General features: G+C 67.4%; 7 protein-coding genes, 1 tRNA gene and 2 pseudogenes. All 10 read right to left on the minus strand.

Features of this window, described 5'->3' with window-relative positions; genetic code table 11:
• Nucleotides 1-174: 174 nt before the first annotated feature.
• Nucleotides 175-1,818, minus strand: a complete 1,644-nt coding sequence (locus tag AC2W7M_RS12380; protein WP_486132616.1) for a GMC family oxidoreductase — start codon at nt 1,816-1,818, stop codon at nt 175-177.
• Nucleotides 1,819-2,167: 349 nt separating this feature from the next.
• A pseudogene (gene rplQ, locus AC2W7M_RS12385) lies at nt 2,168-2,587 on the minus strand (50S ribosomal protein L17); the annotation flags it as partial.
• Nucleotides 2,588-2,691: 104 nt separating this feature from the next.
• Nucleotides 2,692-3,708 (minus strand): DNA-directed RNA polymerase subunit alpha, encoded by a 1,017-nt coding sequence (locus AC2W7M_RS12390; protein WP_486132620.1) that lies wholly within the window; start codon nt 3,706-3,708, stop codon nt 2,692-2,694.
• Between the two features lie 134 nt (nt 3,709-3,842).
• On the minus strand, nt 3,843-4,232 hold the full coding sequence (gene rpsK, locus AC2W7M_RS12395; protein WP_121624037.1) for a 30S ribosomal protein S11: 390 nt from the start codon (nt 4,230-4,232) through the stop codon (nt 3,843-3,845).
• A gap of 106 nt (nt 4,233-4,338) precedes the next feature.
• A complete protein-coding gene (rpsM, locus tag AC2W7M_RS12400; RefSeq protein WP_393978104.1) occupies nt 4,339-4,707 on the minus strand; it encodes a 30S ribosomal protein S13 in 369 nt (122 codons plus the stop codon).
• Between the two features lie 297 nt (nt 4,708-5,004).
• Entirely contained in the window at nt 5,005-6,309 is a 1,305-nt protein-coding gene (locus tag AC2W7M_RS12405) for a porin (protein ID WP_486132617.1), read from the minus strand.
• A 567-nt stretch (nt 6,310-6,876) separates the two neighbouring features.
• Nucleotides 6,877-8,349, minus strand: a complete 1,473-nt coding sequence (locus AC2W7M_RS12410) for a porin (protein WP_486132618.1) — start codon at nt 8,347-8,349, stop codon at nt 6,877-6,879.
• Nucleotides 8,350-8,702: 353 nt separating this feature from the next.
• Nucleotides 8,703-8,794, minus strand: a tRNA-Ser gene (locus AC2W7M_RS12415).
• 162 nt (nt 8,795-8,956) lie between these two features.
• Nucleotides 8,957-9,367: a DUF6165 family protein gene (locus AC2W7M_RS12420; RefSeq protein ID WP_486132619.1), complete on the minus strand. Its 411-nt coding sequence runs from the start codon at nt 9,365-9,367 to the stop codon at nt 8,957-8,959.
• Nucleotides 9,364-10,484 (minus strand): annotated as a pseudogene (locus tag AC2W7M_RS12425) (tetratricopeptide repeat protein); the annotation flags it as partial. The gene AC2W7M_RS12420 and the pseudogene AC2W7M_RS12425, both read right to left, overlap by 4 nt.

Genomic DNA, 10,484 nt, shown 5'->3' on the forward strand with positions numbered 1-10,484 from the left:
CGAGGCCCAGCGCCCCTTCGGCGGCCGCATAGCGGCGCGCGGGCGCGCGGGCGAACGCGGCGGGAAGATTGACCGGCGTGCCGGGCGGCGTCTCCCAATAGAGCGCGAGGGGGTCGGCTGCGGCTGCTGCCTCGGTCACGTCGTCGCCTTTCTGTCGATCCCGGCCGCCATGCCTCAGGCCGCGCCGCGGCGATCCGCAAGGATCATGTCGGCTGCCTTCTCGGCGATCATGATGGTGGGCGCATTGGTGTTGCCCGAGGTGATGGTGGGCATCACCGAGGCGTCCACCACGCGCAGCCCGCCGATGCCGTGCACCTTGAGGCGCGCATCCACAACGGCGCCGGCATCGGTGCCCATGCGGCAGGTGCCCACGGGATGGAAGATGGTCATGCCGTAGCGCCGCGCCGCGTCCTTCAGTTCGTCGTCCGTCTGGGCGGCGACGCCAGGCTGCATCTCCTGCGGCGCGAAGCGCGCCAAAGCGGGGCCGGAGATCGCCCGCCGGACCGCGCGCATGGCGCCGGCGGCGATATCGAGGTCGCGTTCGTCGGTCAGGAAGTTGAGCTGGATCTTGGGCGCCACGTTCGGATCGGCCGAGGCGATGCGCACATGGCCGCGGCTGAACGGGTTGAGCAGGCAGGCGGAGGCCGTGAAGCCGGGATAGGGATGGGGCGCGTCGCCCACCTTGTCGAAGCTCACGGGATAGGCGACGAACTGCACGTTGGGCGTCGCCTGCTCGGGCGAGGAGCGCGTGAAGGCGCTCACCAGAGCCGGCGGGATGGTGAGCGGCCCCTTGCGCAGCAGCGCGTATTGCAGCGCCATCTTCGCCTTGCCGAACCAGGTGGCGGCTTGCTGGTTCAGGGTGATCGTATCCTTCACCTTGAACAGCATGCGCAGGGCCACGTGGTCCTGAAGATTCTCGCCGACGCCGGGCAGGTCCGCCACCACCGGGATGCCGAGGTAGCGCAGCCTGTGGCCGGAGCCGATGCCCGAGCAGGCGAGCGTCTGCGGCGAGCCGACCGCGCCGCTGGAGAGGATCACCTCGCCGGACGCCTTGGCCGTGAACAGGGTGCCGTCCTGCCGGAACTCGGCACCGGTGCAGCGCTGCCCCTCGAAGGTGAGGCGCTGGACGTGCGCGCCGGTGAGCACCTTCAAATTTGGGCGCTCCAGCGCCGGGCGCAGGAAGGCGCGCGCCGTGCTCCAGCGCAGGCCGTTGCGGCGCGTGAGGTCGAAGCGGCCGACCCCCTCGCTGTCGCCCTTGTTGAAGTCGTCGGTGGGCTGAAGCCCGGTCTCGATGCAGGCCTGCTCGAAGGCGTCGAGGATTTCCCAGCTCTCGCCGATCGGCTCCACCGCCAGTTCGCCGCCGGCGCCGTGATAGGCGTTGGCGCCCTTGGAATAGTCCTCCGAGCGCCTGAAATAGGGCAGCACCTCGTCCCAGCCCCAGCCGGGATTGCCGGCGTCGCGCCAGCGGTCGTAGTCCGCCGCCTGGCCGCGGATATAGACCATGGCATTGATGGAGGAGCAGCCGCCGAGCACCTTGCCGCGGGGATACTTGATCTGGCGGCCGCCGAGGCCCGGCTCGGGCTCGGTGGTGAAGCACCAGTCCACCCGCGGATTGCCGAAGGTGAAGTAGTAGCCGATTGGCACGTGCAGCCAGATGTAATTGTCCTTCGGGCCGGCCTCCAGCAGCAGCACCCGCACCGCGGGGTCCTTGGTGAGCCGGTTGGCCAGCACGCACCCCGCCGATCCCGCGCCGACGATGACATAGTCGAAGGTTCCGGCGTCTTGCGGCGCCGCGCGGCCCACCTGCGCGTCTCGCATGCGTTTCCCGCACTTTCCTCGGCGAGCGGACCGCGCACGGCCCCCTGGGGACTGCGGTCGTCGCTTCTTGGCTTCTTGGCCGCGCCGACGCAGCTTTTCTGGCGGCGGGGCGGAATCCGCGCCGCTCCTCCAGGCGGAGGAGCCATGTCACCTGATGCCGCCCTGGCAAGGTGCAGACCGGCCGGCACCGAGGCAAATGACCCTTTCACATGCGAGCATGACGAAAGCTCATGCCGGTGCGGAACCCGCGCCGGTGCGCGGGGAACCAAACGCAGAAAGGGCGCCGGTTCTGAAGCCGGCGCCCTTTCGAAATCGGATCGCGTTGCGCCGTGCGGCCGGCCGTGATCCAGGCCGCCGCGGCGTCCGCCTCGGCCGCCACGCGGGCGCGATCGGCGGCGCCCTTGGCGTCCTCGTCGCGGTCCACGAACTCGATCACCGCCACCGGGGTGCAGTCGCCATAGCGGAACCCGGCCTTGATGATGCGGGTGTAGCCGCCCGGACGCTCCTTGTAGCGCGGCGCGAGCACCTCGAAGAGGCGCTTCACCACGGCCGGATCGCGCAGCTCGGCGATCGCCTGGCGGCGGGCGTGCAGGTCGCCGCGACGGGCGAGCGTCACCAGCTTCTCGACGACGGGACGCAGGTCCTTCGCCTTCGGCAACGTGGTGACGATCTGCTCGTGGGTGATGAGCGCGCCCGCGAGGTTGGAGAACATCGCCTTGCGATGCTCCCAGGTGCGGTTGAACTTGCGATGTACCTTGCCGTGACGCATGACGGCGAACTCCTGAAGATGGCGGCGTTGCGAGCCGATGGAAACAAGCGGCTCGGGCCGCGCCAAAGGATTGCGGCGGCGCGGAGCGCCGCCTTTCGGTTCGGTCAGTAATGCTCCTCGAAGCGCTTGGCCAGCTCTTCGATGTTCTCCGGCGGCCAGCCGGGCACTTCCATGCCCAGATGCAGGCCCATGGAGGCGAGCACTTCCTTGATCTCGTTCAGCGACTTGCGCCCGAAGTTCGGGGTGCGGAGCATCTCCGTCTCGCTCTTCTGGATCAGGTCGCCGATATAGACGATGTTGTCGTTCTTCAGGCAGTTGGCCGAGCGCACCGAAAGCTCGAGCTCGTCCACCTTCTTCAGCAGCGCCGGCGAGAACGGCAGCGTCTGGATGGCGGTCTGCTCGCTCTCGCGCTTGGGCTCCTCGAAGTTGACGAAGATCTCCAGCTGGTCCTGCAGGATGCGCGCGGCATAAGCGAGCGCGTCCTCGGCCGTGATCGAGCCGTCGGTCTCGATCTGCATGGTGAGCTTGTCATAGTCGAGGATCTGGCCCTCGCGGGTGTTCTCGACCTTGTAGGAGACCTTGCGCACCGGCGAATAGAGGCTGTCGATCGGGATCAGGCCGATCGGCGCGTCCTCGGGCCGGTTGCGGTCCGCCGGCACGTAGCCCTTGCCGGTGTCGACGGTGAACTCGATGCGCAGCTCCGCGCCGTCGTCCAGCGTGCAGATGGGCAGGTTCGGGTTGAGCACCTGCACGTCGCCCACGGTCTGGATGTCGCCGGCGGTGAGCACGCCCGGGCCGGTCTTCTTCGCCACCATGCGCTTGGGGCCTTCGCCCTGCATCTTGATGGCGATGTCCTTCACGTTGAGGATGATGTCGGTGACGTCCTCACGCACGCCGGGGATCGACGAGAACTCGTGCAGCACCCCGTCGATGTGGATCGAGGTCACCGCCGCGCCCTGCAGCGACGAGAGCAGGATGCGGCGCAGCGCGTTGCCCAGCGTCATGCCGAAGCCGCGCTCCAGCGGCTCGGCGACGACCGTCGCGAGGCGCCTGGGATCGTGGCCGGGATTGACCTGCAGCTTCTCGGGCTTGATCAGCTCTTGCCAGTTCTTCTGAATCACTTGGATCACCTTGCTTTCTCGCCGGGCGGCGTCGGGGCTTCATGTCGGCGGCCCCGTCGCTCATGCCCGTCCCGAATGGGGAGAAAAACCGGGCAGTGGACCCATGGGGCGTCTCGCCCCGCGGGAAGGGCCGATCAGACGCGGCGACGCTTGCGCGGGCGGCAGCCGTTGTGCGGGATCGGCGTCACGTCGCGGATCGAGGTGACGAGGAAGCCCGCCGCCTGGAGCGCGCGCAGCGCCGATTCGCGGCCCGAGCCGGGACCGGACACTTCCACCTCGAGGGTGCGCATGCCGTGCTCGGCGGCCTTGCGCGCGGCGTCTTCCGCCGCGACCTGGGCCGCGTACGGGGTCGACTTGCGCGAGCCCTTGAAGCCCATGGCGCCGGCCGAGGACCAGGAGATGGTGTTCCCCTGGGCGTCGGTGATGGTGATCATGGTGTTGTTGAACGAGGCGCTCACATGGGCGACGCCCGAGGCGATGTTCTTGCGCTCGCGGCGCTTCACGCGTGTTGCTTCTTTGGCCATGTCTTCCTTGATCCTTCAGGCGCGCCCGTAACTCCAGGCGCTCGGGATGGCCCCCACGGGACGGGTCCCGGCGGGGACGGGTCTTGTCAGCGGGCTGATGCGCCGCTCACTTCTTCTTGCCGGCGATGGGCTTGGCCGGACCCTTGCGGGTGCGGGCATTGGTGTGGGTGCGCTGGCCGCGCACCGGCAGGCCGCGGCGATGGCGCAGGCCGCGATAGCAGCCGAGGTCCATCAGGCGCTTGATGTTCATCGCCACTTCGCGGCGCAGGTCGCCCTCGACCATATAGTCACGGTCGATGGTCTCGCGGATCTGCAGCACTTCCTGGTCGGTCAGCTGGTTGACGCGGCGCTCGGCCGGGATGCCCACCTTCTCGACGATCTCCTCGGCCTTCTTGGGGCCGATGCCGTGGATGTACTGGAGCGCGATGACGACGCGCTTGTTGGTCGGAATATTGACGCCGGCAATACGAGCCACTGCTCTCTTCTCCATGTGGCGCAGGTCTTCAGGAGAACCTGCACGGGTGTTGCTCCGCGTCCGGTGGAGGCCGGCCCCTGCGGAGATGAACAAGCGCCGCCCCGCCCTTCCCTTCGGGAGGGCCGAACGGCACCAAATCCAAAAGCGAGGGAGTGCCCTTAGCGGGGATTCTCGGCTGCGTCAAGCCCGAGGCACCGCTGGCGACGGCGGATGGCGCCCGGTTTCGGGGAGGCGGCACCCGGCGCGGATCTGGCCGGATGCCACCTCACCCCTTGCTGGCGCGCCCCCGCGACGCGCTCAGAAGTCGCGCGAGACGAACAGCAGCACCTGGCTGGCGTCGGTGGAGGCGAGCGACGGGCCGAACGCGGTCGGCACGTAGTCCTTGGCGCTGTTGTAGGTGTAGTCGTACTGGAGGGCGATGGTCAGCGCCTTCACCGGGGTGAAGGCGAGATAGCCGCCCACATTGTAGTTGGTGCCGCCGGACATGCCGTAGAACAGCTGCGCAGTGGGATCGTTGAGATCGAACGCCGCATAGCCGCCGAACACCGCGGTGCTCCACTTCTCGTTCCAATTGTGCAGGAACGAGGCGGTGATGTTCCAGCCGGTGACCGTGGTCAGGCCGGTCACGCTCATGAAGGCATCCGGGGGCGTATACATGCCCGTGGGATCGACCAGACCGAGATAGGAGATCGCCCCGTCCGCATAGGCGCTCTGGATATAGAGGGTGTCGCCCTCGGCCAGCGCGTCCAGCTTGAACATGATGCCGGCCTGCAGCGCGTAGCCCCAGGTATCCTGGGTCGTGAACTGGTTCAGAACGTTCACGGAATTGGTCTGGTGCAGGGCGCCGGAGATCTGCGCCTCGCCCCAGTCGCCGGCATACTTCACGTTGCCGACGATGTCGGTGGCGGAAATGCCGGCGCTCAGGTCCTCATTGCCGAGCGGCAGGAATGGATTCTGCGCCAGGACGCCATTGTTGCGGTCGGCCGCGCTTTCCAGCGAGATCGTGGCGCTGAAGCCGCTGGAGCCGAACTCGTAGGTGTAGGCCAGAAGGTTCAGGCGCACGTCGTCGCCGATGGTCGCCGGGTCGGTGCCGAGCACGTTGGCGTTGGCGTAGAAATCGAAGAAGGACTGCGCCTTGCCGAAGGTGAAGCCGGCGAACTGGATGTAGGCGTTCCAGATCTCCACCTCAGACTTGTTCGGGCCGTCGGACCACGGATCGGCCGAACGCCACTTGAAGCGGCCCTCGAAATAGGAGCGCAGGGTTCCGTATTCCGTGGAGGTGCGGGCGTCGAGAATGACGCCGGCGGTGGCGATGGAATAGGTCTTGTCGTTCTCGGGCGGATAATCGGTATAAGTGTTGAAATAACCTTCCGCCCAGAGATATCCGCCGACGCGCAGGCAGGTGTCGGTGCCGGGAATATAGAAGAAGCCCTCACCCTGCTCCGTGCAGGCGCGCATATAGGCGCTCTTCGCCTTGGTGGCCATCAGGTCGGCGGCAGAGGCAGGCGCAACGCCCGCGACAAGACCGAGGGAGGCCGCCGCAAGGGCGAAGGACGCGCGGCGGTCGCGCCAGCGCATCGAAGAGGAAAGTGCGAGCGACATGACCTATCAGCCCCTTTATTGATACAACGTATCATTAATGTCGGCGCGGACCGGATGTAAATGCCGCGCGGCAAGATTGTCGGCGCAAATGCTCAAACCACCCAAGTCCAGGACCCGACCGGCCCCAGCCGACCCTTCCGCATCCCGCCAGAAAACCGCCCGCGTCTCTCGAAAAGGTCCCGACGCGGCGGAACTGCCCTTCGTCCACGCCCGAACTGAGCTCGACTTACCGACCGCCGGGCCGCACCACGCCTGCGAGGACCGGGGAAGCAAACGCGGTTGGCGATTCTCGCCGGCATCCCCCAAGCGAATCGCCCGGCCCATGCCCCCCAAAGCCAAGACCGCCGGACACGAACGCCAGAAATCATGCGAAGTACAAACGCACCTGTCCGGCGCCAAGGTGAAGTATGCGCTTTCGATCAGATGGTGTGAAGACCAGAGGGTAAACTCTATCAAAATTCCAAACTAAGTCGACGTACGTAAAGCGACGAACGGGATCTCACGAAGACAAAGAAAAACCCCGGCGGTTGCCCGCCGGGGTCTCTCGGAACCAAGTGAAAGCTTGGATCAGAAGTTACGCTGAGCGCGGATACCGCCCGACCACACGTCGGTGGAGCCACCGATGATCGCGTTCGTCGCGACGGCCTGCAGCGGAACGTCGGCCTGCACCTTCGAGTAGACCACTTCCAGGCCCAGATCGAGGTTCTTGACCGGCGACCACACCAGGTCGGTACCAACCTGCCACAGATCGGCATCGGTGACGGCGATGGCGATGGTGTCGCCGGGCTCGTACTTGGTGTAGCCAGCGAAGATCACCGAGCGGATGCCGGGGGTCCAGTAGTGACGGAACTGACCCATGATGCCCCAGGCGGTCGACAGGTTGTAATCGCCGAAGGCGGTCACAACGGCGTCGGCCAGCGGAACGTAGGCGCCGGAGAGGTTGCCGAACTGGTCGATGTCGACCTTGCCCCACGCGGACGCGGTGCCCTGGCTGTTGCCGCCCATGCCGGCGTAGCTGATCGCACCCTTGGCGTAGCTGGCCTGCAGGAGGAAGCTGTCACCCTTGGCGATCATGTCCGCGTTGAGCACGAGGGCGCCGCCGATGGCCCAGCCCCACTGGTCCGACGACGAAGCGCCGGGGAACAGGGCAAGCTGGTCGAGCGTGTTCACCTGGTGCAGAGCACCGGAGAGCATCGCGGTACCCCAGGCCTGGTCGAGGCGGATGTTCGCCACGATGTCAGGAACGGCATTGCCGCCCTGCCAGTTCTGGTAGCCCAGACCCGCGCCCGTGCCAGTGGTGGCGAGGAACGGATTGAAGCCGAACGGGCTGAGGCTGCCGAAGGTGCCACCAGCGGCCGCCATCGTGGCATTGGTGCCCTGCACGCCGGTCACGCGGTTGGCGCCGTCTTCCAGCGAGATCGTCGCCGAGAAGCCGTTACCGAACTGCGCGGTATAGGCCATCAGGGTGGTCCAGGTGTTCGAACCCGCGAACGGGGTCGTCATCATGTAGTTCACGCCGATGTCGAAGAACGACTGCGTGTAACCGAAGGTGAAGCCCGCGAACTGGATGAACGCACGCTCGAAGTACAGAGCGTTGTTCGGGCCAGAGCCGGCGCCGGCCTGCGAGTTCCACTCACCGCCGAAGCGCACGTAGGAACGCAGGGTGCCGTAGTCGGTCTGGGTGCGGGCGTCCATGTCGAACACGCCGCGGGCGCGGGTCAGGATGTCAGAGTCATCCTTGTCGCTGAAGGGGAACGCGTAAGCGCCCACGCCCGGACCATTGAAGCCGGTGCCGGCCGTGGTCGCGATGTCGGGACGGAAGGTGCCGACGGCGTTCGCATAAGCGTCGAAGCGGGCGTAGCCGCCGATCTTCAGGCAGGTGTCGGTGCCCGGGATATAGAAATAGCCGGCGCCATAGGCGGAGCACACCTTAACGTACTCCACCGCCTTCGCCTTGACGGGAAGGTCGGCAGCCTGGGCTCCAGCGACCGCGACGAGACCCGCCGCGCTGCCGAGGAGAAGGCTCTTCACCATCTTCATCGTGACCTCCAAGTTTGGTTCCGAGGGAGCGAGTTCCGCTTCTTCGGTGCGACTGCGGCACCTAGAGAGGTTCTTGCCCCGATTCCCATTCACACGCTCAACACATCGCTGAACGTGCGATGGGCGACCGGGGTCTGCCCCCCTTCGTCGCAAAGCCACCATACAAAAGGCCCACCCGGGATCAACGACATCTCGGCCGTTTCGGCCCCTCCGGCGCCGTTATTCCAGCGACTGTTGCAGGAATGGCACTCACGGATTTAACCCACCCAGATACCGACGTATCGCGGCCTCCCGCAGCCCGTTCCGGCGGCGGAATTCCTTTGTCTGCAAGCATTCCAGGGTCATGGGGAAGGTGGCGGAGACGGAGGGATTCGAACCCTCGAGACCCTTTTGGGGGTCTGCTCATTTAGCAAACGAGTGCCTTCAGCCTCTCGGCCACGTCTCCGGCGCCACCCTCCTATGCCGGACACCATGGCCCATTGCAAGCCGGGCGGCGTCGGATGCGATCAGATGGAATGGAATCAGCCCAACCGCGCGCTTTCCGGCTAAGGCAATGATGAAGAAAGGCTTATCCTGTCAGCGCAGCGCCGGCCGCGCCTGGCGCGCTTTAGCGGGAATCACTCCGGTAGTGCTTTTCCTCGACGATCGCGGAGCCGGCGAGGATGTTGATCTGCCGCTTCAGGGCGGCGCGCCGGTCGTTGACCCCATAGACCTGCCGCGCCAGCGCGACGAAATCCGCATCGAAGCGCCCTTCCCGCTCCAGCCCGCGCAGCGCGTCCTCGATCTCCCAGAGCTGCCGATTCGCCGCCGCGAGGGCGGGAACGATCCCAAGCACCGCGGGCGGCAGGGATTCGCGCTCGCGCAGGGCCTGCAGCGCCTCCAGCTCGCGCTGGACGTTGGCGCGCGCGGCCGGGTCGGAGATTTTCTCGCTCTTGATCTCCAGGATGGTGATCTTGTCGATCAATTCGCCCACGGACACCGGCGCGAGAATGATGCGGGCCGCCCCCCCGGCGCTCATGCCGATTCTCCCCGTTTCAGCGCCGCCACCTGCCGGGCGATGCGGGCGAACACGCCGGCGAAGTCGCCCGCCGTCTCCTGGCGCACCAGGCGCAGGCTGGGATAGAGCGGCGTGCGCTCGCCCCGGCGGCCCCAGCGCCAGTCCGGCTCCGCCTTCAGCGCCACCAGGCCCGGGCGGCCCCGCGCGCCCACCAGATGGGCGATCGCGGTGTCGGTGGTCACCACCAGATCCAGGTGTTGCAGAATTGCCGCGGTGTCGACGAACGCCCCATCCGCGTCGCAGTCCGGCCCCAGTCGCGCCACCCGGCCGCCAAACGGGCAGCGGTCGAGCTGCGCGGCGCCGGGGCCCTGCTGGAGGCTGACCAGCGTGACGCCATCGAGCGCCGCCAGCGGCGCGAACAGATCGAGCGGCACCGAGCGGCCGATGTCCACGGCGGCGGACGGATCGCCCTGCCAGGCGATACCGACGGTGAAGCCGTCCCCGACCTTGCCCGTCCAGCGCCCCACCCGCTCGGGGTCGGCATTGAGGTAAGGCGGCGGCGGCCATGCGGCTGGATCGGGCGCGATCAGGCGCGGCAGGCTCGCCAGCGGCGCCCAGGCAAGGCCCGGCGCCGTGGGGTCGAGATCGTCGAGGTCGGCCACCACGCGCACCCGGGCGTCGATCCGCGACAGCAGCGGTACGAGCCGCTGCTTGGTGAGGAAGCGGGTGGGGATGCCGCGGTCGGCGATAAGGCGCAGCAGGCGGCCGAACATGATCTGGTCGCCGATGCCCTGCTCGCCGACGATCACCAGTTCGTCCGGCGCGCGCGTTCCGTCCCATGGGGCGAACGGCAGCGGGCGGAACGGCGGCGGCAGGAAGGAGGCGCGGCTTTCATAGCCCGCCCAGCCCGCGCTCCAGCGCCCCTCGGCGAGATCGTCGGCGGCGCGCAGATAGCGCGCCATGGGAAAGGTCGGATCGGCGGCGAGCGCCGCGTCCGCCAGCGCGCGGGCAGGCTCGCCCCGGTCGATCAGCAGCCGGGCCTTGGTGGTCAGCGCGCCGGGCGCCGTGGGGTCGAGGGGCGAGTGGCTCGCTCCACGGCGTCGAACGCGCCTTGCGGTCCCTGAGCTCGCGCCGCAGT

Source organism: Xanthobacter sp. BG11Y11_SDJG (assembly GCF_057364445.1).